Source organism: Serratia sp. LTN-2 (assembly GCF_059740205.1).
In genome coordinates this window covers 290,875-311,683 of the sequence record NZ_JCAXDO010000003.1, presented here as the reverse complement: position 1 = coordinate 311,683, position 20,809 = coordinate 290,875, and the positions used below count along the sequence as shown (strand labels likewise).

Below are 20,809 nucleotides of genomic sequence, written 5' to 3'. Positions count from 1 at the left end.
GCGGTTAGCGAAATGCGCGCAATTACGCACGACGATAGTAATCCAGCCGTTGATGAAAGTAGGGGAGCAGGTGGTCGGGGATCTGTTGTTCGGTTTCCGCCTGGGTCGAAGCGATGCCGTAGCGTTCGTTGTAGATCACGCTGATGGCCAGCAAATCGGTTTCTATCTGTTCACGTTGCGCTTGCGGTAAGCTATCCAGCTTTCGAGCCATCGTTATCTCCCTGTTAACCTTAGGGCATAATAGGATCGTTAGCGGATATTGTCCCTACCCATTCCGGGGGGCGGTCAGCGCCTGGGCGTTGGGTTGCTGGCAAGGGGCCACGCTGTGGCGAGCGGCGAACTCGCTCTCCGGGTGGTGCGCGCCGAGCCGCTCAGTCCGGTTATACAGCGAACAGGCGCCGCCGATCACCGCCACCCAAAACAGGGTGCACAGCAGTAAAACCCCCAACCAGGCTTTTTGGTTATAGGTCATAAGTCCTCCACGGACGAGAAGAGAAATAACATTGACCGTTAAATTAAATCAGGGGCTGCATCAATGGTATTTAAACAGTAGGGATTAATCGCAATGGTTGCCCGACTCTTTTGTTACTAAATCCATGACGGATGTTTCAAAAGATTCCTTAAGATAATATTAAGAAGAGTGAGTCAGGGTGCCGTAATTCTATTTAATATTTGTTTAATTATCCGCAGATACAATCTTCCACATTCAATACCAATGTGGGTGACAATTATGAAAACGCTACTGTTGACCGGCGCTACCGGCTTTCTCGGTGGTGCAGTTCTCGAAAAATTATTGATTGAAAATCAGTCTATTAATTATCTTTTACTGGTGCGCGCCGAGGATGCGCAGCAAGGGCTGGCCCGTATTCGCGCGAATATGGAAAAGTTTAATATCGACGCGAACCTGCTTTCTAAAATCACGATAGAAAATATATTGTTGGGCGATCTTTCCGAGCCGGCCGAGTTTTTAACTGACGCACGCATTAACAATGTCACGCACGTTATTAACTGTGCGGCCGTTGCATCATTTGGTAATAACCCGCTCATTTGGAAGGTAAACGTGGAAGGCACCCTGGCCTTTGCCGAAAGAATGGCGCAGGTGCCGGGGTTAAAACGTTTCCTGCATGTCGGCACCGCCATGTCCTGTTCGCCGGAACCGGGTTCGCTGGTGGCGGAGAGCGGCGAGTTTGAGGAAGACGCCGAGCACCTGGTGGAATATACGCGTTCCAAATCCACCATCGAACAGCTGATGCGCCAACGCTGCCCGCAAATGCCGCTGACCATCGCGCGTCCGTCGATCGTGGTGGGGCACACTCGCCTGGGCTGTCAGCCTTCCAGCAGCATTTTCTGGGTATTCGGCATGGCGCTGATGCTGCGCAAGTTCATGTGCTCGCTGCAGGACAATATCGACGTGATCCCGGCGGACTACTGTGCGGATGCGCTGGTGATGCTGATGAACAGCGAAACGCTGGAGAACGATGTTTATCACATCTCCGCCGGCGTAGAGAGCAGCGTCAGCTTTGCCGAAATTGACAACGCCATGGCGGCGGCGCTGGAAAAAGCGCCGGTGGGCGATGAGTATGCGCAAGTAACCTACGACGCGCTGGTGAAAATGCGCCGGCAGTTGAAAGACATTTTCGGCCCGTGCAACGAGCGGCTGATGCTGAAGGCGATGCGCCTGTACGGATCGTTCGCCATGCTCAACGTGCGTTTCAGCAACGAGAAGATCCTCAAGCTGGGCATGCCGAAACCGCCGCGTTTCACCGACTACATCGCCGGTTGTGTGCAGTCGACCCGCGGATTGTCTATCCAGCAGCAGATGGTGGTGGACTTCAAGTAACCGCCGGGCGCAACGGGCGCCCGACGTTGTCGTCCGTTACCAGGACGAAGACGACCAGAAGACGCGGCCGAGCACCACCAGTTGCTCTTTGCGCTGCTGATAGCTGAGATGCTCGTCCTGGTACTCTTCCCGGTTGAGGGAGCGGATGATGACGCCGCCGTCCGGCTGTTCGATCAGCACCTTCACCCGCAGCAAATTGCCGTGGCGGATGGCGTAGGTCTTGCCTTCGCGAATGCGCGTGTCGTCGGTGTTGATGCCGACCACGTCGCCATCCTGCAGGCGCGGCTCCATGCTGGAGCCGGAGATGCGGATGATGCGCGCGGCGTTGACCGCCACCCCCATCTTGTGCAGATAGTAACGGCGAAAGATCAGCGAAAACTCCTCGCGATCGACGATTTCGTAGCAGCCGTCGCCGGCGGAAAAATCGATATCCAGCAGCGGGATCTCCACAAACTCTTCCTTGTCTTGTTCGGTATCTTCCCATACCACCGGTTTCAAACGGGCGGGTTGGAAGTCCGACTCCGCCGCCACGTTGTCAAACGGGCGCACCAGCTGCTTTTCATGAAATACGTCGAACCAGCCTTTAGGCAAATTCAGCCTGGCCTCGATCCGCCTGGCCAGATTGTCGCCAAGATTGCGGGAGGATTTTTCCCCGATGATTTGGCTCAGCGTTGGCGCGGAAGATTCAACCAGCGTGGCGAACTCATTCTGGTTGACACCTTGCCGGGCGTAGCGGGCCATCAATTCGCGCAGATTGTTGCGTCTGATTTCTTTAGTTTCCATCGTTTGATGATCGCACTCTTTAGCAAAAAGGTAAATAACGGTTTTGCTAAAAAACACTTGCGCATGATTTAGCAATTAGCTAAAACAGAAAAGGTGAGCCGAAGGTTCACCTGTGCGGGGCGGTCTGTCATGATGAGGGGCCGCTCAGTGAAATCAAACGAGAGAGGGACTTTACGATGTACAAGATTGATTACAATAGCTACCGATCGGTCGCCAGCTTCGGCCACCGCGTGCGCTTTCTGGTGCTGCACTACACGGCGCAAAACTTCGCCGACTCGGTGAAGTCGTTGACCGGAAAATCGGTCAGCGCGCACTATCTGGTGCCGGATCCGACCGAGGCCACTTATCAGGCCGCCGGCTTCAGCGGCGTGCGCATTTTCAACCTGGTGGACGAGAACGAACGCGCCTGGCATGCGGGTACCAGCCAGTGGGGCACCCGCAGCAACATCAACGACACCTCGATCGGCATCGAGATCGTTAACCTGGCGAGCGGCGACGGTGGGAACATCACCTTCCCGCCGTTCAACCCGCAGCAGATCGAGGCGGTCACCCAGCTAGCGCAGAACATCCTGCAGCGTTATCCAGACATCTCGCCGGTGAACGTGGTGGCGCACTCCGACATCGCGCCGGGCCGCAAGAGCGATCCGGGCCCGCAGTTCCCGTGGCAGCAGCTGTATCAGGCCGGCGTCGGCGCCTGGTATGACGAAGCGACCAAGCAGCAGCGCCAGCAGGAATATTGCAGCCAGGGGCTGCCGGCGCAGGCCGAGCTGTTGAAACTGTTCGCCCAATACGGCTACGACACCTCGGCGGCGAACACCGCAGAAGGCTATCGCCAGCTGGTGCGCGCGTTCCAGCTGCACTTCCGTCAGCAGAAGTATGACGGCGTGATGGATGTTGAGACCGCCGCCGTTCTGCGCGCGCTGGTCGACAAATACGTCGCCTGAGCCTGAGTGCGAATGGGGGACGCCTCATTCGCCTTTTCCTTGTCGCGCTTCCTCCGTTAAAATAGCGGCCTGGCTGGTACTTATCGGAGGCATCGTGCGCCTCGATCGAAAAATCTCTTCCCTTGAGCTGCTGACCTATCGCCATTATCGCGTCGTCCACGGCGTGCGCATCGGGCTGGCGTTTATCCTGACTTTTCTGCTGATCCGCCTGCTGGCGGTGCCTGAAGGCACCTGGCCGTTGATCACCCTGGTGGTGGTGATGGGGCCGATCTCGTTTTGGGGCAACGTGCTGCAGCGGGCGCTGCAACGTATCGCTGGTACGGTGTTCGGCGCCGTTTCCGGCCTGATCGCCCTGTACCTCGAGCTCTATTCGCTGCCGCTGATGCTGGCATGGTGCGGCGTGGTGATGTTCGTCTGCGGTTACCTGACGCTCGGCAAACGGCCCTATATGGCGCTGCTGGTGGGGATCACGCTGGCGGTGGTGTGCGGCGCGGGCGCCGGCGACATGCACACCGCGCTGTGGCGCAGCGGCGATGTGATTTTCGGTTCGCTGCTGGCGCTGCTGTTTACCAGCATCTACCCGCAACGCGCCTACATTCTGTGGCGCATGCAAATGGCGGACTGCCTGCAAACCGCCGCCCGCATCTACGGCGCCTATTTTTCACCGAACGTCATTGAGCGGCCGCGGCTGGAGCCGCAGCTCAAGGATTTGTTGAATCAGGTGGTGAAGCTGCGCAGCCTGATCGTGCCCGCCAGCAAGGAGACCCGTATTCCCAAAACGGTGTTCGAAGCGGTGCAAACCCTCAGCCGCAATCTGGTGTGCACGCTAGAGCTGATGGCCGACGCCTACTGGGCCTCGCGCGAAACGCACTTCATCATGCTGAACGCCCGCACGCTGCGCAGCACCCAATTGCTGACGTTGAGCTCGCTGGAATCGCTGGCGCTGCTGATGCGCGAAGGGCCTCAGGCGCAGCGGCAGGCGGCGGCGGGGCAGTTGGCGGAGATCGCCGGCGAGCTGAAAACGCTGATGCAGGAGGTTAGCCTCGGCCAGCACGGCGAAGCGCCGATTTACGGCTATGTCTGGCTCAGCATGGAGCTGGCGCAACAGCTGGAAGAGTTAGGGGATCTGCTCCAGGTTTGCACCGCCGCCGGGCGTGAATAAGGGGTCAGATCATGAAGGTGGCGCTTTGGGTTTTGGCCGCCGGGGCAAAGTGGGTAAGATAAGGCAATCACTGTTGTGCCGGACCGCCACAAACCTGTATCTTGGTGCCATGTGGCCGTAAGCAAATGAATCTGTGTATTACTAAAGCAAGGGTATAAAGATGGATAATGCAAATAAGCCGAGTTTCCAGGACGTGCTGGAGTTTGTGCGTATGTTCCGCCGCAAAAACAAACTGCAACGCGAGATCGTCGACAACGAAAAGAAAATTCGTGATAACCAGAAGCGCGTGCTGCTGCTCGACAACCTGAGTGAGTACATCAAGCCCGGCATGAGCATTGAAGACATTCAGGGCATCATCGCCAACATGCGCAGCGACTACGAAGATCGCGTTGATGACTACATCATCAAAAATGCCGATCTGTCCAAAGAACGCCGCGAGCTCTCCAAAAAGCTGAAGGCGATGGGCGAAGTGAAGTAAATCGCCTTATCGGGCCGGGCGTCCTGCCTGGCCCGTATTGCTATCCCACCTGCTAACACTGCCGTTTTCGTTGGGGCGTTCCCCGACGGCCGAAGGCGCCTCCCCATCCTGCCCGATCGGCAGGTGACCGCAAGGGAACGTTTGTTACTACTCCGCGCCGTACATGTCGAAGTCGAAATACTTGTCATTGATTTTCTTGTAAGTGCCATTGGCGCGGATCGCCTGCAGCGCGTCGTTGAAGGCGTTCAGCAGTGCGGTATCCTCTTTGCGCACCCCGATGCCGTCGCCGACGCCGAAGTATTTGCTGTCGGTCAGCTCGGCGCCGATAAAGGCGAAGTCTTTGCCGCCGGGCGTTTTGAAGAATTCGCTGGCGCTGACGCTGGCCAGCAGCGACGCATCCAGGCGGCCGTTGGCCAGATCTTCGTTCACCTCCTGCTGGCTTTGGTAGGCGACCACGTTGACGCCGGCCGGGCGCCACAGCGCGTTGGCGTAGGCCTCCTGACTGGAGCCTTGCTGCACGCCGACGGATTTGCCCTTCAGCGAGGCGGCGGTCGGCTGCAGGTTGCTGCCCTTATGCGCCACCAGCCGCGCCGGAGCGTTGGAGACTTTGCTGGAGAACGCGATCTGCTGCCGGCGCTGCGGCGTGATGGTCATCGACGAGGCGATAGCGTCGAACTTCTTTGCCTGCAGGCCGGGGATCATGCCGTCCCAGCTGCTTTCCACCCACACGCACCTGGCCTGCATCTGGTCGCACAGCGCCTGGGCGATATCGACGCCGAAGCCGGTCAGCTTGCCCTGCGGGTTTTTATATTCCAGCGGCGGGAAGGTGGGATCGATGCCCAACTTGATCACTTTGCCGCTGAATTCACCGCTCAGCGCGGGAAAATTCGCGGCCAGCGGCAGCAACAACAACAGCCCTTTGATGGTTTTCATGTCATTTCCTCAGCGTTGGCGATTAAACCGCAGGGCGAGCCAATAAGCGCTCGACCAATTTGACCCAGTAGGTGGCGCCCAGCGACAGACTGTCGTCATTGAAGTCATAGCCGGGGTTGTGCAGGGCATTGCCCGGCGTGGCGGGGCCGTTGCCGATCGAGATGTAGCTGCCCGGGCACTTCTCCAGCATAAAGGCGAAATCTTCGCTGGCGGTGAACGGCCGCAGCGCGGGGATCACCCGGCTCTCTCCGGCCCACTCCAGCGCCACGGCGCGCGCCAGCTCGGTTTCTGCCGGGTGGTTCACCAGCACCGGATAGCCGTGTTGGTAGTCGATCTCCGCGCGGGCGCCGAAGCTGGCGGCCTGCGCCGTGACCAGCTCGGTGATGCGCTGCTCCAGCCGCGCGCGCACCGCCGCCGTCAGCGCGCGCACGCTGAGCGTCAGGGTGGCGGTCGCCGGGATCACGTTGGCGGCCTGACCGGCCTGCATCGCCCCCACGGTGACGATCGCCGTTTCCTGCGGATCGATATTGCGCGCCACGATGGTTTGCAGGCTCATGACGATGGCCGCGCAGGCCACCACTGGATCGACGGTGCTCTGCGGCACCGCGCCGTGGCCGCCGTGGCCGTGCAGGGTGATGTGCACCGTGTCGGCCGAGCACATCAAGGGGCCGCTGGCGAAGCCCAGGTGACCGGTGGGGAAGCCGGGCACGTTGTGCATGGCGAACACCGCGTCGCAGGGGAAGCGCTCAAACAGGCCGTCTTCGATCATCACTCTGGCGCCGCCGCCGCCTTCTTCCGCCGGCTGGAAAATCAGGTGCAGGGTGCCGCAAAAGTTCGGCTGCTGCGCCAGATAGCGCGCTGCCGCCAGCAGCATGGCGGTGTGCCCGTCGTGGCCGCAGGCGTGCATCACCCCGGAATGGGTGCTGGCGTAAGGCAGCTCGGTGGTTTCGGCGATCGGCAGGGCGTCCATGTCGGCGCGAATGCCGAGCGATTTTCCCGGCCCGCGCTGCAGTGTGGCGACAACGCCAGTTTGTCCTACGCCGCGCGTGACGCGGTAACCCCATTCCGCCAGCCGCCGTGCCACCAGATCCGAAGTGGCGAACTCCTGGAATCCCAATTCCGGGTGGGCGTGAAGGTGGCGGCGAAGGGCGACCATCTCATCATGAACGGCGGCGATATCAGGCAGTACCAGTGAATGCATCATCACGATCTCCGGCAAAGGGCCCCGGCTAACGGGCGGTAAACGGGGCAGAGAGGTTGGTATCGAGACTAGCAAACTCCGTTTTTGTCGGGTAGCCGCCATTCGGTTATGCTGACAACCTGTGATTGTCAGGAGGTGAACATGAAACTGCATCAACTGCAGGCGCTGGTGGCCAGCGCCGACAGCGGCAGCATTCGCGCGGCGGCGCGGCATCTGGGGCTGTCGCAGGCGGCGGTGACCCGCGCGCTGCGCGAACTGGAACAGGAGCAGGCGCTGCCGCTGCTGATCCGCACGCCGACCGGGCTGGGCTTCACCCCTTACGGCAAAACCTTGCTGGCGCACGCGCGGCTGGTGCTCAACCAGCTGGAGCAGGCGCAGGGCGAAATGGCGGCGCTGCGCGGCAGTGCGGCGGATCTGGTCAAGGCGGCGATCACTCCCTGGCTGATGCTGACGGTGCTGCCGCCGGCGGTGATGGCGTTTCGCGGCAAGGTGCCGGCGGTGCGGCTGGAATTGTCGGAAAGCCTGATGGCCAACGCTCAGTCGCAGCTGCGCGAGGGCACGATGGATTTCGCCATCACGCCGCTGCCGGCGTCGTCGGCACCGCAGGAGTTTCATTGCGAGCCGCTGCTGGAGTATGAAACGGCGTACATGGTGCGGCGCGGCCACCCGCTGGCGCACAGCACCTCGCTGCATCAGCTGCTGGAGCAGGATTGGGTGATGAGCTATACCCAGGAGAGTTTCGATGCGCTGCTCGACGAGGTGTTCCACCGCCACGGCGTGCGCCTGCCGCGCCAGCGCATTATCCAGGCGCATTCGTTCGGCATGCTGCAGGCGCTGGTGGAGTCCGCCGAGATGTGTACCTGGTGCCCGCGGCCGATCGCCGCGCTGCCGCAGTTTGCCTCACGCGTGCAGCCGCTGGCGCTGCGGGAGAGCTGCCAACCGGCGCAGCTGAATATCGTCACCCGGCGCAACAGCATTCTGAGCGCTGCCGCCCATGCGTTTATCGACACGCTGGTGCGCACCCTGCGTCAGCAGGTGCGATCGTCGCGGCCGGAGGATCGCCAGATCTACGATCGCGTGCGCCTGCTGATTTAGCGGATCTGCCTGGATCGCCGATCCGGTAAATGGGATCGCGATCCGCATTTGTAGCATTTTTAGCCGCAATGTTAACGATATGTGATTTTGCTCAAATAATTATTTTTGCAGCTTTGGTTATATGTCGCTCTATGTTCACGTTGTCATTTTGAGTTTTCCTGGGTATTTGATGATTAATCAATTGAAATTTATCACTTTATAGCGTTTGTTGTTTTTTGTTAGATAAAAATGACAACGTCAACATTTATATTTTTCAAGCATTTAATGAGTGTATTGGAGGAGTGGATGAGTCAGTTGCCGGAAAAAATGCGCGCGGTCGTTTGCCACGGCCCGCAGGATTATCGTTTCGAACAGGTGCCCACGCCGCTGCCGAAGGCGCGTGAGCTGGTGATCAAGGTGGAAGGCTGCGGCATCTGCGCCGGCGACTGCAAGTGCAAGAACGGCGCGCAGATGTTTTGGGGAGAGAACCCGTGGGTCAAACCGCCGGTGGTGCCGGGGCACGAGTTCTACGGCCGCATCGCCGCGCTGGGCGAGGGCGCGGAAGGCAAATACCGGATCGGCGAGCGGGTGATCGCTGAGCAGATCGTACCGTGCTGGGAGTGCCGTTACTGCAAATCCGGCAGCTACTGGATGTGTGAGACGCACAACATTTACGGCTTCCAGAAAGACGTGGCGGAAGGCGGTATGGCGGAATACATGCGCTTTTCCGAGAACGCCATCGTGCACAAGATCCCGGAAAGCCTGAGCCATGAAGACGCGGTATTGATCGAACCGATGGCCTGCGCCATCCACACCGTGGCGCGCGGCGACATTCAGCTGGACGACGTGGTGGTGCTGGCCGGCGCCGGGCCGCTTGGGCTGTGCATGGTGCAGGTGGCACGCCTGAAGACGCCGAAGAAACTGATCGTGATCGACGCCATCGACGAGCGGCTGGCGCTGGCGAAGGAGTTTGGCGCCGACGTGGTGATCAACCCGCTGAAGGAAGACGCCGACCAGATCGTCAAGTCGCTGACCGGTGGCTACGGCTGCGACGTCTACATCGAGGCCACCGGCGCGCCGATCGGCGTCACCCAGGGGCTGCAGATGATCCGCAAGCTGGGCCGCTTCGTGGAGTTCAGCGTGTTCGGCAAGGAAACCACCGTCGACTGGTCCATCATCGGCGATCGCAAGGAGCTGGACATTCGCGGTGCGCACCTGGCGCCCTACAGCTATGAAATCGCCATCGATCTGTTCGAGCGCGGGCTGGTGACCTCAAACGGCGTGGTCACCCACAGCTATTCATTGAACGACTGGGACGAAGCCTTCGCCCTGGCGGACTCGACCGACTCCATCAAGGTGATCCTGGTTCCCTGACCCTCCCGCCGTACCGCTGTTGCAGTCACGATCGCCGGCCCGCTCGCAATGGGGGGCCGGCCGGTCGGCCAAACGTAAAGACATGCTGTTGCTCTGATAACCACAACAAGAAGCTTCCCTACAGGAGAATTGGCTATGTTTTCATTATTCAAAAAGACCCTGCCTTTTATCGTTGCCGGTGGAATGTTGGCGGCCAGCCATGGGGCGCTGGCCAAGCAAATCACTATCGGTATGTCGTTCCAGGAAATGAACAACGACTACTTCGTCACCATGAAACAGGCGCTGGATCAGGCGGCGGCCGATATCGGCGCCAAGGTTTACGTGGCCGATGCGCGCCATGACGTCGCCAAACAGATCGGCGACGTGGAAGACATGCTGCAGAAGAAGGTGGATATCCTGCTGATCAACCCGACCGACTCGGTGGGGGTGCAGTCGGCGGTGATCTCCGCCCATAAGGCCGGCGCGGTGGTGGTGGCGATCGACGCGCAGGCGGAAGGGCCGCTGGACTCGTTCGTCGGCTCGGAAAACTACGACGCCGGCTTCCAGGCGGGCGAGTACCTGGCGAAAGCGCTGGGCGGCAAAGGCAAGGTGGCGATCCTCGACGGCATCCCGGTGGTGCCGATCCTGGAGCGCGTGCGCGGCTTTGAGGCGGCGATGAAGAAATACCCCGACATCAAGATTGTCACCAAACAAAACGGCAAGCAGGAACGCGACACCGCGCTGACCGTCACCGAAAACATGCTGCAGTCGGCGCCGGATCTGGCGGGCATCTTCAGCGTCAACGACGTCGGCGCGCTCGGCGCCCTGGCGGCGATCGAAAGCAACGGCGCCAAGGTCAAGCTGGTGAGCGTCGACGGCCAGCCGGAAGCCATCAAAGAGATCCTCAAGCCGAATTCACCGTTCATCGCCACTTCGGCGCAGTTCCCGCGCGACCAGCTGCGCATCGCGCTCGGCATTGCGCTGGCCCGCTACTGGGGCGCCACGGTGCCGAAAACCGTGCCGGTCAAAGTGAAGCTGATCGACCGCAGCAATGCGGCCGGCTTTAGCTGGTAACAGCGGCCGGGTTCGCCCCGCTGCTGCGGGGCGTTCGGCGCGGAGGGCAATGCGGTGACACCTTTACTGGAACTGAAGCGAATAAAAAAGAGCTTTCCCGGCGTGAAGGCGCTGGACGGTATCGACCTGGCCATTCAACGCGGCGAGGTGCACGCCCTGCTGGGCGAAAACGGCGCCGGCAAATCGACGCTGGTGAAAATCATGTGCGGCATCCACCAGCCGGACGAAGGGGATATTTTTATCGACGGCGAGCAACGCCGCTTTAACAACTATCGCCAGGCGATCGAGGCCGGGGTCGGCATTATTTTTCAGGAATTCTCGTTGATTCCCTATATGAGCGCCATCGACAACATCTTCCTCAACCGGGAGATCAGGAACCGCTGGGGCCTGCTGGATCGGCGGGCGATGCGGCGCAAGGCCGAGGCCATTTTCAAGCGGCTGACGGTGGCTATCGATCTCGATTGCCCGGTGGAGCAGCTGAGCGTAGCGCAACAGCAGTTCGTTGAGATCGCCAAGGCGCTGTCGCTGGAGGCGCGGGTGCTGGTGCTGGATGAACCGACCGCCACGCTGACGCCGGGCGAGGCCGAGCACCTGTTCAGCGTGATGAACGATCTGCGGCTGTTGGGCGTCGGCATGGTGTTTATCTCGCACCACCTGGACGAGATCTTCACCATCTGCGATCGCATCACCGTGCTGCGCGACGGCAGCTACATCGAAACGCTGGCCACCGGCGACACCAACGTGGAAGAGCTGGTGCGGCTGATGGTCGGGCGCAAAATCGAGAACGCCTTCCCGGTGAAACAGCACCCGGTCGATACCGCAACGGTGCTGCTGGAGGCGGAGATCCAGCGCGAGAAGCACGGCGCGACCGACCGTTTCCGGCTGCACAAGGGCGAGATCCTCGGCTTCGCCGGGCTGGTGGGCTCCGGGCGCACCGAGACCGTCTCGGCGCTGATCGGTGCCAGCCGCTGCCACCGCAAACGCGTCAGCCTCGGCGGCCAACCGGCGGCGCTGCGTTCCCCGGCGCAGGCGCTGGCGCAGGGCATCGGCCTGTTGCCGGAGAGCCGCAAAACCGAGGGCCTGGTGCTGCCGTTCTCGGTGGCGCAGAACATCACTCTCAACCGGCACCACCGGCGCGGCAAGATCTTCGTCAGCGCCCGCAAGGATCGCGACGTGGTGCAGCGGCTGATCCGTGCCGTGGGGGTGAAAACCCCGGACGCCGAGACCGCCGTCAGCACCCTGAGCGGCGGCAACCAGCAGAAGGTGGTGATCGCCCGCTGGCTCAACAACGACTGCAACATTCTGATCTTCGACGAGCCGACGCGCGGCATCGACGTGGGCGCCAAGGCCGAGATTTACCAGCTGATGCAGCAACTGACCCAGCAGGGCATCTCCATCATCATGATTTCCTCCGAACTGCCGGAGATCATCGGCGTGTGCGACCGCGTGCTGGTGTTTCGCGGCGGCCACATCGTTGCCGAGCTGACCGGCGACGACATCGAATCCAACCACATCATGCTTCACGCGACCGGGAGTGCCTTATGATCGGAATTGAACAACCCGCCGTGGCGCGCCGCGCCGCCGGCCCCAGCCTCGGCAAGCGCTGGGAAAAACTGCTGCATCACCCGGCGGTCTTGCCGTTCATCGGCTTCGCTGTCTTGTTCGTGCTGATGAGCCTGCTGAACGACAGCTTCCTCAGCGTCAACAACCTGACCAACGTGGCGCGCCAGGTGTCGATCAACGCCATCATCGCGGTGGGCATGACCTGCGCCATCCTGACCGGCGGCATCGATCTCTCGGTGGGGCCGGTGATGGCGCTGGCCGGCTCGGTCGCCGCCGGGCTGATGCTGGCGGCGGTGCCCATCCCACTGGCGATGGTAGCGGCGCTGGCGCTCGGCGCGCTGTTCGGCCTGGCCAACGGTGCCTGCATCGCCTACCTGCGCATGCCGCCGATCATCGTCACCCTGGCGTCGATGGGCATCGCCCGCGGCCTGGCGCTGCTCTATACCGGCGGCTACCCGATCTCCGGCCTGCCCGACGTCTTCTCCTTCTTTGGCCGCGGCACGGTGCTGGGCATCCAGGTGCCGATCCTGATCATGCTCGGCGTGTATGTGCTGGCTTGGCTGATGCTCAACCAGCTGCCGTTCGGCCGCTACGTCTACGCGATGGGCGGCAATGAAGAGGCGGCGCGCCTGAGCGGCATCCGCGTGCCGCGCTACAAGATGCTGGTCTACGTGATCAGCGGCCTGACCGCCGCGCTGGCCGGGTTGGTGCTGACCTCGCGCCTGATGAGCGGGCAGCCCAACGCCGGCGAAGGCTTCGAGCTGGACGCCATCGCCGCGGTAGTGCTGGGCGGGGCGGCGATCTCCGGCGGGCGCGGCGCCATCGTCGGCACGCTGGTGGGGGCGATGATGCTCGGGGTGCTCAACAACGGCCTCAATCTGATGAACGTGTCGCCGTATATCCAGAACGTGGTGAAGGGCGGCATCATCCTGGCCGCCATCTACCTCAGCTCCGTGCGGCGCAAATAGGAGGCTCGATGTCAGTCTTTCTTGGCATAGACGTCGGCGGCACGGTGATCAAGGCCGGGCTGTACCGGGCAAGCGGCGAAGAGCTGGCGATCGCCGAGCGCGACGGCGCGGTGATTGCCGCCCAGCCGGGCTTCAGCGAACGCAATATGGACGCGCTGTGGGATGACGTTTGCGCGGCGATCCGCCAGGCGCTGCACGTGGCGGGGCTGGCGGCCGGGCAGGTGCGCGGCGTCAGCTTCTCGGCGCACGGCAAAGGGCTGTACGCCATCGATCGCCACGGCAAGCCGGTCGGCAACGGCATCCTCTCTTCGGACAACCGCGCGGCGGCAACAGTGGCTGAGCTGCGCCGCGCCGGCGTGGACGCGCAGAGCTATTCGCGCAGCCTGCAGCCGCTGTGGCCCAGCCACCCGGCGCTGCTGCTGCGCTGGCTGAAACAGCGGCAACCGGCGCAGTACGCCGCCGTCGATCGCATCCTGATGGCGCACGACTACCTGCGCTTTCGCCTCACCGGTGAGGCGGCGGCCGAGGTGACCAACATCTCCGGCAGCAACCTGTTTAACCAGCACAGCGGCGCTTACGATCCGGCGCTGATAGCGGCCTTCGGCATCGAAGAGGTGCAGGAGAAGACCGCGCCGGTGATCGGCTCGGCGCAGCTGGCCGGGCGGGTGACGGCCGCGGCGGCGGCGCAGTGTGGCCTGCGAACGGGCACCGCGGTGTACGGCGGTTTGTTCGACGTGGTGGGCGCGGCGCTCAGCTCCGGCGTGGCCGACGATCGCACGCTCAGCGCGGTGGCGGGCACCTGGTCGATCGCCACCTGCGTGACCGATCGCATCATTCACGCCGACTATCCCTACGCCTGGGGGCGCTACTGCATCGACGGCCGCTATTTCGTGCACGAAGGCAGCCCGACCTCGGCCGGCAATCTGGCCTGGTTTCTGCGCCAGTTCTGCGCCGACGACCGGCAGCGCTACGCCCAGTTCAACGCCTGGGTGGCCGAGCGCCGCGAGCAGCCCAGCGGGCTGCTGTTCCTGCCATATCTGTACGGTTCCAACCTCGGCGGTAACACGCCGGGCGGCCTGATCGGCCTGAGTGCCCACCACGAGATGGCGGACGTGGTGCAGGCGATCTACCAGGGCATTGTGTTCTCGCACCTGATTCATCAGGAGCGCATGGTGCAGCTGAACCCGCGCATCGAGCGGGTGCGCATGACCGGCGGGCCGACGCAGTCCGAGGTGTGGATGCAGATGTACGCCGACGCCGGCAACCTGCCGCTCGAGGTGGTGGAAACGCGCCAGAGCGGCTGCCGCGCCGCCGCCTTGTGCGCCGCCGTCGGCGCCGGGGAGTACGCCGGGTTCGCCGAGGCGATCGCCGCCGCGCCGCCCAAACTGCGTTGTTATTATCCCGCGACCGCCGCCCACCGGCGCCTGCGCGCCCAGCAGGCGCGCTATCTGGCGGTCGCCCAGGCTTTGAGTGAGGTGACTGATGCAAACGACTAACGCCGCCTGTCTGGGGCTGTATGAAAAGGCGCTGCCCGCCGATCTGGACTGGCCGCAGCGGCTGGCCACCGCCGCCGAGCTGGGCTTTGAGTTCGTGGAGATGTCGATCGACGAACAGCCGGCGCGCCAACAGCGGCTGGACTGGGATCGCCGCCAGCGGCTGGCGTTTATCCAGGCGCGGCTCGACAGCGGGGTGACGGTACCGAGCCTGTGCCTGTCGGCGCACCGGCGCGATCCGTTCGGCAGCCATGACGCCGCCACCCGCGAGCGGGCGCGGGTGCTGATGAGCAAGGCGCTGGAACTGGCGACGGATCTTGGCATCCGCAACATCCAGCTGGCGGGCTATGACGTCTATTACGAACCGGCCGATCGCCACAGCCGCGAGCGCTTTATCGAGGGCATGCAGTGGGCGGCGGCGCAGGCCGCCAGGGCGCAGGTGATGCTGTCGGTGGAGGTGATGGATACGCCGTTCATCAACAGCATCAGCAAATGGCGCGACATCGCCCGCCACGTCAACAGCCCGTGGTTCACGGTGTATCCCGATCTCGGCAACCTCAGCGCCTGGGGTAACGACGTCGCCGCCGAGCTGGCGCTGGGCATCGGCAGCATCACCGCCGTGCACCTCAAAGATACCGTGGCGGTGGGGCCGGGCAGCGCCGAGCTGGCGCTGGGCATCGGCAGCATCACCGCCGTGCACCTCAAAGATACCGTGGCGGTGGGGCCGGGCAGCGCCGGGCAGTTCCGCGACGTGCCGTTCGGCGAAGGCTGCGTGGATTTCACCCACGCCTTTTCTGTGCTCAACGCGCTCGGCTATCGCGGCCCCTACCTGTTGGAGATGTGGGCGCGCGAAGACGGGCAGGATAAGCAACGCATCGCCCAGGCCAAGGCCTGGATCGAACAACAAATGAATGAGGGAGGCATCGCATGCTGAACGAACTCAAGCGGCAGGTGCTGGCCGCCAACCTCAGCCTGCCGGCATACGGGCTGGTGACCTTTACCTGGGGCAACGTCTCGGCGATCGACCGCCAAAGCGGGCTGGTGGTGATCAAGCCTTCGGGCATCGCCTACGAGGCGATGACGCTGGCGGATCTGGTGGTGGTGGATCTGGAGGGCCAGGTGCGCGAAGGGCACCGCAAGCCCTCATCCGACACCGCCACCCACCTGGCGCTGTACCGCGCCTTCGCCGATATCGGCGGCGTGGTGCACACCCACAGCCGCAACGCCACCATCTGGGCGCAGGCCGGGCAGCCGATCCCGGCGCTGGGCACCACCCACGCCGACTACTTTTACGGCGACATTCCCTGCACCCGGCCGATGAGCGAGGCGGAGATCGCCGGGGATTACGAGGGGGAAACCGGCAAGGTGATTATCGAGACCTTCAATCAGGCGGGGCGCGATCCGCAGCAGGTGCCGGGGGTGCTGGTTTACTCCCACGGCCCGTTTGCCTGGGGCAAGGACGCGGCGGATGCGGTGCACAACGCGGTGGTGCTGGAAGAGGTAGCGATCATGGCGATGGCGACGCGCCAGCTGGCACCGGCCATCGCCCCGATGCAGCCGGAGCTATTGGACAAACATTTCCTGCGCAAGCACGGCAAACACGCCTACTACGGGCAATAGCGCCCGTCAGCGATTCAACAGCGAGCCGGTGAAGAACTCTCTGCGCACCGGCAGCTCGCCGCGCGGGCTGTTAATGGCGCTGAACAGCAGCTCCGCAGCGATCTCCCCCAGTTTCTGCGTATCGTGATACACCCCCGGAATGTGCAGGCCGTAAGCGCCGGCGCGCGGCGGTTCGTCTATCGAGAAGAACTTCACCTGCTGATAAAGCCCCATCTCGTGGCAGATGGCGATGGCGCCCAGCGTGATGATGCCGTTCAGGCCGATGATGTAATCCGGGCGGTTCTCCGGCTGTACCAGATAAGCGCGCACCTCGCTCTCTTGCGAGGTGAAATCATAGTCGCCGTTGATGATATGAATCTCACGGCCGCTGCCCTGCAATGCCGCGACGATGCCGGCGGTGCGCGTTAGCGTAATCTCCGAATCCGCCGGGCCGCCGATAATCAAAAGCTTCTGCTCCGGCTGCTCCGCCAGATAGCGCCCGGCCAGCACGCCGATCTCGCGGTTATCGAGGAATACGCCGCTCAGCTGCTGATTGTAAAGATCGCGGTCGATCAGGATCAGCGGCACGCCGTACACCTCGGCCAGCTCGAGATAGGCGGGGCGGTAACGCTTGTCGTCGCGCACCGCCGACAGCAGGATGCCGCGTGCCTTGTAGCCGAACAGCGCCTGAATGGCGCGCATTTCCGCCTCTTCGCTGCCGTCGGTGTCGAACAGCATGATCTGGTAGCCCTGCTGACGCGCAATGCGCGACACGGTCTTGATCAGGCCGGAATAGAACGGGTTGTACATGCTGCTGGTGACGATGCCGATAATCTGGCTGCTGCTGCTTTTCAGCCCCTGCGCGAAGGCGTTGGGCACATAGTTCAGCTCTTTGGCGATGGCGTGAATGCGCTCGCGGGTTTCCGGCTTGACCAGCTCGGGCTTATTGAAGGCGCGGGAAACGGTGATATTGGTCACCCTGGCGCGGCGGGCGATATCCACGATAGTGGCATTGGGATTGGCTTTCGACACCGTCTTTCCTTGCGTTATGCCTCAACAGATCCCTTATTGTAGGGAAAGGGCGGGGGCGGTGCTAGGGGGGAGTTGGGGGATGGGCTGGAGTAGGGAGGGGAAATAACGAAACTCAGCCGTTAGGCACGATGTGCATTCATTTTATTTAATGCCTTTGGTAGCACCCTTTGACAACGCTTGGAGATTGAGGATGGTTAATGGGACAAAGTCGCCCTTTCCGAACGTTAAGATGGTTGATTAGTATTATTCCGCAAGTGGGATAAGCTTTTTACCCGTGTCCTCAAAGAATGAAAATGACGTCCAGCGATATGTATATAACAAAGCAACCTTGCCGGCATGCTTCTCAATAGCTTCTTTTAAATATGACTTGCTTTTTTTGCTATTGGGGAAATGGGCCGAAAAGGTCACTATTGCTCTTGATGCGAGTCCTCCACCATTTCGCATAAAGAGAATAAAATCGTTCCCTCTAAGCACGTTGAACTCCGCACAATTTGTAACATCATTATCAAATTTAGCAACTACGCTTTTTATTTTGTCATACAGAATAACCATATCCCGAAAGATTTTTTTGTTTGCTAGCTCAATGTTTCTTTTGTTTAACTCACCTATATACTTATCATCATCAACTTTAACAATCGGGTATCGTGCCTGAAGCACTATATCTTGTGACGCAATTTTTAATAGCTTCAGCTCGTCAGAGGTTAATGACAACTCTAAATCGATAGCCATCTTATCAAGCTTATGCCCATAATCGCGAAATTTAAGGTCTATAGTGTCTTTCTGAGCACCAAGGTTCATTAACAGGACAGCAGACTTTAATAGCATTTCGAATGCATAACCCAACATAAGTCTGCTGGTTTTATCAGTTGCAGACGCGACATTAATATATTCATGAATGACAGGATTTTTATTATTTTCATGGATCATTTTTTTATTTCTATCGCCTTCAATTCTCAAGATCTTTGCTGATAAATACAGTTTTTTAGATTCGGCTAACCAAGCCTTGCGATCGAAGATACCTTTTCCATTTTTCTGTGTTATTATTTCATTCTGCATTTAACAGCTCCCATGTTAAAAGTATTAAACCCGCAACTAATCAGGAGCCAATCCCATAGCAGTAATAGCCGACCACTTTCAGTAAAGGTTCAAATTCAATTGCGCTGATATCTTCAACACGTTGCCAGTCTCGTTCAACCTCATCTGGGTTAAGTCCACCCAAGGTGAAAGCATTAGTAACAATGAGTCCGGTGTGTTCATCCTGTAAGCCGTTGATATCTTCGATGGATAAATGACCGAGATAAAGGTGTTGTTTAACAAAAAGTCGTAGAGTTAAAGTAACTTCCACCTTGTCACCGTATCCATTATCAATTTGAGTTTTAGCTCCATCAAATATCAGCAACTCCACATGCTCCCCAGGTTCACTCGGTAAGTCACCATTATTCCACCGAGTCTGGGCCATTTCTAACGAAGTACCTAATAGCTTGTTTTCCGCGCTGTAGACAGGCAAATTGTAAAACTCATTTGGAATCAGCAGGGGTTTGGGGGCGGAACATCTAATTCCAAAACTCATGAAGCTATTTCTGAAATCACATAATACAGGGGCTGCCACCTTTGCCCGCCATTTATGGTCGCCTGTAGAAACTGGGCGGTAAAGTGCAATCTGTAATTTCTGTGCACGCCGTAACGCTGCTTTGGTAAAACCAGCGGGGCAGACTAAAGCCCCTTGATGTGCGCATACGTCCTGTACTAATCCGTGAAATTCTTCAACCCCTTTGACATCTACCGGATTAGCATAGTCCTTACAATCAATAACAATACGCATCTTGTACTGACCAATGGACTGCTCCACCAGAACATCCACCTGTCTTTTGGTTTCGCTCTGGACACCATCAAGCATCACATTGTGTTGCACTACAGCATCAGGAGATAGTTGTCTTTGTATCATGGCAACAAGTTGCTCGAGAGCTTTCCAATCGGGAATCTTACTTTTATCTTGATCAGCCATTGCGCCGCTCCGTTTGAGTCTTATATGTGAAGATACCATTAGAGTAACTTGAAGGAGAAATTGTTGGTTGCCCAGCATAGTGGACGACTCTTTTCAGTAATCTTCAAGAGGGCAGATTAGTTTACCTTTAAAGCGAACTTTCGCTCTTTGCCCAAAGCCGACCCTTAAATACCGCCTCTCAAAGCAATAAACCAGCACTAGTAGTACTGATGCAAAGGCGGTGAAGGGCCCACTGGGGCGAAAACAGCGATCCCCGCTTAAGAACGTTCGGTTAAACAACGCAGATGATGAGCCCTAAGTCCGTCTTCCGGTAACAACACCGCTAATCTAGCAGCAACTTTTCACCCCCCAACTTTCCGCCACAACCCCGGCAACAGCGCCAACGTCTCATCAATCAGCGCCCGCCGGTCATTGCCCGGTTTCCAGATGGTCACCATGGTTTGGCTGATCCCCTGGCTGCCCACTTCGGTGCGCAGCGTGTTGACGTTTTTCCACTGTTCGGCATGCATATGCGTCGGCAGGAATCCCCAGCCGCAGCCTTGTTCGAGCAGGGCGCGCAGCATCTCCAGCTCGTTAGTAAATATTGTGTGCCCGGAAATTTGCAGGCGGCGCGCCACCGGTTCGTCAGAGTCTGGGTGCATGATTACCTGCGGCGTGAGCGAGAGCTCCAGCAGCGAAAGCGGCTGTTCCGCGCCGGGGAAAAGCGTTTTAGCGGCGTAAAAATCCATCTCTATCGCCCCTAGGGCGCGCCACTCCATGGCGTCGCCCACGCTGCGATGGCGCGCCTGGCAGATGCCCAGATCGGCCTGGCCGCTTGCCAGCAGCCTTTCAGCCTCGTCGCGTGAGGCGTTAATCAGGCTCAGGCGCGTGTTGCGTTGGGCCATGGCGGTAATCAGCGCCTGCAGCAATGCGCGGGGCGTAAAGGGATCGTAGACCAGTGAGATTTCCTGCACCGCGCTCTTCGGCACGTCTTTGGCAAACGCCTCAAACGCTTTCACCTGGCGCATCAGCAGGTGCGCCTGGCGTTGCAGCTGTTCGCCCTCCGGCGTCAGGTGCAGGCTGCGCCCCTCGCGCAGGAACAGCGCATAGCCCAAGCCATCCTCGAGAAAATCAATCAAATCGCGCAGCGTCGTGCGGTCTTTGCCCAGCTTGAGCGCGGCTTTCGCCAGGCTGCCGTGCTCGGCCACGGCGGTGAAGGCTTCCAGTTGGGCAAAGGAATAAATCAGGTTCGGCACGCGGTTCTCCCGTCGATTTTGCGGGGGATTTTCCCCCATCAGGCGTTTTTTATTATAGGCCGCGTTTTTTTA

21 protein-coding genes are annotated in these 20,809 nt (G+C 60.0%); 12 read left to right on the top strand and 9 right to left on the bottom strand.

From position 1 onward, the window contains the following. Window positions 1-22: 22 nt before the first annotated feature. Window positions 23-211: a DNA polymerase III subunit theta gene (locus AC6BYQ_RS08655; protein ID WP_019453600.1), complete on the bottom strand. Its 189-nt coding sequence runs from the start codon at window positions 209-211 to the stop codon at window positions 23-25. A 54-nt stretch (window positions 212-265) separates the two neighbouring features. After that, complete coding sequence (locus AC6BYQ_RS08650; protein WP_019453599.1) at window positions 266-472, bottom strand: hypothetical protein; 207 nt, start codon at window positions 470-472, stop codon at window positions 266-268. A gap of 258 nt (window positions 473-730) precedes the next feature. Here AC6BYQ_RS08650 and AC6BYQ_RS08645 point away from each other — a divergent pair, with 258 nt between their 5' ends. After that, window positions 731-1,840 carry an SDR family oxidoreductase gene (locus AC6BYQ_RS08645; protein WP_025160190.1) on the top strand — a complete coding sequence of 370 codons (1,110 nt, stop codon included), beginning with the start codon at window positions 731-733 and terminating at the stop codon, window positions 1,838-1,840. Between the two features lie 36 nt (window positions 1,841-1,876). Here the strand turns inward: AC6BYQ_RS08645 and AC6BYQ_RS08640 are convergent, their stop codons facing one another. Then, entirely contained in the window at window positions 1,877-2,623 is a 747-nt protein-coding gene (locus tag AC6BYQ_RS08640) for a S24 family peptidase (protein WP_019453597.1), read from the bottom strand. Between the two features lie 176 nt (window positions 2,624-2,799). On the opposite strand from AC6BYQ_RS08640, the gene AC6BYQ_RS08635 reads away from it, so the two are divergent. The 3 genes from AC6BYQ_RS08635 (at window position 2,800) to tmaR (ending at window position 5,207) form a co-directional block, all read left to right on the top strand. Beyond that, window positions 2,800-3,567 carry an N-acetylmuramoyl-L-alanine amidase gene (locus AC6BYQ_RS08635; RefSeq protein WP_498056719.1) on the top strand — a complete coding sequence of 256 codons (768 nt, stop codon included), beginning with the start codon at window positions 2,800-2,802 and terminating at the stop codon, window positions 3,565-3,567. 94 nt (window positions 3,568-3,661) lie between these two features. After that, window positions 3,662-4,729, top strand: coding sequence for an FUSC family protein (locus AC6BYQ_RS08630; protein ID WP_019453595.1), 1,068 nt, complete (start codon window positions 3,662-3,664; stop codon window positions 4,727-4,729). A gap of 160 nt (window positions 4,730-4,889) precedes the next feature. Then, window positions 4,890-5,207, top strand: coding sequence for a PTS system regulator TmaR (gene tmaR / locus AC6BYQ_RS08625; RefSeq protein WP_004935612.1), 318 nt, complete (start codon window positions 4,890-4,892; stop codon window positions 5,205-5,207). A 147-nt stretch (window positions 5,208-5,354) separates the two neighbouring features. Here the strand turns inward: tmaR and AC6BYQ_RS08620 are convergent, their stop codons facing one another. Together AC6BYQ_RS08620 and AC6BYQ_RS08615 are read right to left on the bottom strand one after the other, a co-directional pair. Continuing rightward, window positions 5,355-6,140 (bottom strand): ABC transporter substrate-binding protein, encoded by a 786-nt coding sequence (locus AC6BYQ_RS08620; protein ID WP_498056718.1) that lies wholly within the window; start codon window positions 6,138-6,140, stop codon window positions 5,355-5,357. 22 nt (window positions 6,141-6,162) lie between these two features. Beyond that, window positions 6,163-7,344: a M20 aminoacylase family protein gene (locus tag AC6BYQ_RS08615; RefSeq protein ID WP_498056717.1), complete on the bottom strand. Its 1,182-nt coding sequence runs from the start codon at window positions 7,342-7,344 to the stop codon at window positions 6,163-6,165. A 138-nt stretch (window positions 7,345-7,482) separates the two neighbouring features. Between AC6BYQ_RS08615 and AC6BYQ_RS08610 the strand changes: the two genes are divergently transcribed. From AC6BYQ_RS08610 to araD, 8 genes are all read left to right on the top strand, one after another. Next, a complete protein-coding gene (locus AC6BYQ_RS08610) occupies window positions 7,483-8,436 on the top strand; it encodes a LysR family transcriptional regulator (protein WP_019453592.1) in 954 nt (317 codons plus the stop codon). 285 nt (window positions 8,437-8,721) lie between these two features. After that, entirely contained in the window at window positions 8,722-9,789 is a 1,068-nt protein-coding gene (locus AC6BYQ_RS08605) for an erythritol/L-threitol dehydrogenase (protein WP_016927009.1), read from the top strand. A gap of 135 nt (window positions 9,790-9,924) precedes the next feature. Continuing rightward, on the top strand, window positions 9,925-10,842 hold the full coding sequence (locus AC6BYQ_RS08600; RefSeq protein ID WP_015378502.1) for an ABC transporter substrate-binding protein: 918 nt from the start codon (window positions 9,925-9,927) through the stop codon (window positions 10,840-10,842). 54 nt (window positions 10,843-10,896) lie between these two features. Beyond that, complete coding sequence (locus AC6BYQ_RS08595) at window positions 10,897-12,387, top strand: sugar ABC transporter ATP-binding protein (RefSeq protein ID WP_498056716.1); 1,491 nt, start codon at window positions 10,897-10,899, stop codon at window positions 12,385-12,387. Beyond that, a complete protein-coding gene (locus AC6BYQ_RS08590; RefSeq protein WP_004935592.1) occupies window positions 12,384-13,373 on the top strand; it encodes an ABC transporter permease in 990 nt (329 codons plus the stop codon). Before AC6BYQ_RS08595 ends, AC6BYQ_RS08590 begins: the two co-directional genes overlap by 4 nt. A gap of 8 nt (window positions 13,374-13,381) precedes the next feature. Beyond that, window positions 13,382-14,869 carry an FGGY-family carbohydrate kinase gene (locus AC6BYQ_RS08585; RefSeq protein ID WP_498056715.1) on the top strand — a complete coding sequence of 496 codons (1,488 nt, stop codon included), beginning with the start codon at window positions 13,382-13,384 and terminating at the stop codon, window positions 14,867-14,869. Next, window positions 14,856-15,800, top strand: a complete 945-nt coding sequence (locus tag AC6BYQ_RS08580; protein WP_498056714.1) for an L-ribulose-5-phosphate 3-epimerase — start codon at window positions 14,856-14,858, stop codon at window positions 15,798-15,800. The genes AC6BYQ_RS08585 and AC6BYQ_RS08580 overlap by 14 nt, the downstream gene beginning before the upstream one ends. Then, the gene (gene araD, locus AC6BYQ_RS08575; protein ID WP_498056713.1) at window positions 15,794-16,486 is read left to right on the top strand and encodes an L-ribulose-5-phosphate 4-epimerase; all 693 of its coding nucleotides are present in this window, start codon (window positions 15,794-15,796) and stop codon (window positions 16,484-16,486) included. The genes AC6BYQ_RS08580 and araD overlap by 7 nt, the downstream gene beginning before the upstream one ends. A 6-nt stretch (window positions 16,487-16,492) precedes the next feature. Here araD and AC6BYQ_RS08570 read toward each other — a convergent pair whose 3' ends face one another. The 4 genes from AC6BYQ_RS08570 to AC6BYQ_RS08555 form a co-directional block, all read right to left on the bottom strand. Further along, window positions 16,493-17,497, bottom strand: a complete 1,005-nt coding sequence (locus AC6BYQ_RS08570; protein WP_498056712.1) for a LacI family DNA-binding transcriptional regulator — start codon at window positions 17,495-17,497, stop codon at window positions 16,493-16,495. Window positions 17,498-17,740: 243 nt separating this feature from the next. Further along, the gene (locus AC6BYQ_RS08565) at window positions 17,741-18,553 is read right to left on the bottom strand and encodes a hypothetical protein (RefSeq protein ID WP_498056711.1); all 813 of its coding nucleotides are present in this window, start codon (window positions 18,551-18,553) and stop codon (window positions 17,741-17,743) included. A gap of 40 nt (window positions 18,554-18,593) precedes the next feature. Further along, window positions 18,594-19,502 carry a restriction endonuclease gene (locus AC6BYQ_RS08560; protein WP_498056710.1) on the bottom strand — a complete coding sequence of 303 codons (909 nt, stop codon included), beginning with the start codon at window positions 19,500-19,502 and terminating at the stop codon, window positions 18,594-18,596. A 341-nt stretch (window positions 19,503-19,843) separates the two neighbouring features. Then, window positions 19,844-20,737 (bottom strand): LysR family transcriptional regulator, encoded by an 894-nt coding sequence (locus AC6BYQ_RS08555; RefSeq protein ID WP_498056709.1) that lies wholly within the window; start codon window positions 20,735-20,737, stop codon window positions 19,844-19,846. Window positions 20,738-20,809: the final 72 nt, after the last annotated feature.